The organism is Streptomyces sp. NPDC060064, from assembly GCF_042736455.1.
GTDB lineage: Bacteria > Actinomycetota > Actinomycetes > Streptomycetales > Streptomycetaceae > Streptomyces.
The window spans coordinates 1-1,017 of the sequence record NZ_JBHWWF010000114.1 but is presented as its reverse complement, the minus strand read 5'-3'; the positions used below and the strand labels follow the sequence as shown (position 1 = coordinate 1,017).

Sequence of the window (1,017 nt, the reverse complement as noted above, 5' to 3'; positions counted from 1 at the left end):
TTTGTGTCAGGTGCCCGAGCGAGGGCGGGCAGTCGATCAGGGTGTAGTCGAGGTGGTCGTCGGCGCCCTTGAGTGCTTTGGCCAGTCGCCGGTACGCGCCGCGCTGGCCGGCTTCTGTGGCGCGGTCTTCGAGGGTGTACCGGGCGGGCATCAGGGTGATGCGGTCGGCGTATTCCGAGTTCCAGCCGATGGGCTGCCAGACCTGTGCTGCCACGCCTTCGGCGTTCGCCGCGATGGCCTCGGATGTCGTGAGCGGCGGGTTCGCGGGGTCGTACGTCCATCCCAGTCGCCGGGAGGCGTTGCCCTGCGGGTCCAGGTCCACGACCCCGACGCGCTTGCCGTTCTTCGCGAGGGCTTCGGCCAGGCGGACGACGGTCGTCGTCTTCTTCGCTCCGCCCTTGTTGTTGCCGATCGCGACACGTCGTGCCATCGGTCCTCCTTCTGTGGTCGTCGGGGTGAAGAGTAGGGCTTTGGTGCCAGCCCTTGGTGACGTCACGGACTCATGGGGCCGCGAGTCCACGAACGGGACTGTCGCGGTCTCTGTCGCGTCCGGGCCAGAGGTGGGGCCCCAGGGGTGTCGGCCCAGGCCACATGAGACGACAGCCATCCGCGCGACAACCTGGCGCGACAGCGCGTGCGACAGCCCCCGGTTCCTTCCACCCCAGGGGGGCGGCGGCGGCCTCTTAGGCCGGCGCCCTTCCCCGAGCCAGCGCAGCGACGCCCCGGGTTTCCCCGAGCAGCCGCCCGCCCGCACCCCCCACCCACATAACCCAGGGGCGAGGAAGGGCGGCTGAGAGGGGATGTCAGAGTACTCACCACGGGAAAAAGGCGGGTTGACCAGCAGAAATGCGGGGGGTCGCCGCTGGCTGGTGTCACAGTTGTTGCCACAGTTGTCGCAACTCTTGTTGCCACAGTTGGTGCCACAGTTGGTGCCACAGTTGTTGCCACTCACTGACGCCGCGGTGAGTTCCGGAGCCAGGGAACCCTCCACAGCCCCCACCACGGCAGGTCAGGGGC

1 protein-coding gene is annotated in these 1,017 nt (G+C 68.4%); it reads right to left on the bottom strand.

Going from position 1 to position 1,017, the window contains the following annotated elements; translation table 11 throughout:
- On the bottom strand, positions 1–430 hold a 430-nt coding region (locus ACFWDI_RS40985; protein ID WP_385312197.1), incomplete at its 3' end, for a ParA family protein.
- Between the last annotated feature and the right edge of the window lie 587 nt (positions 431–1,017).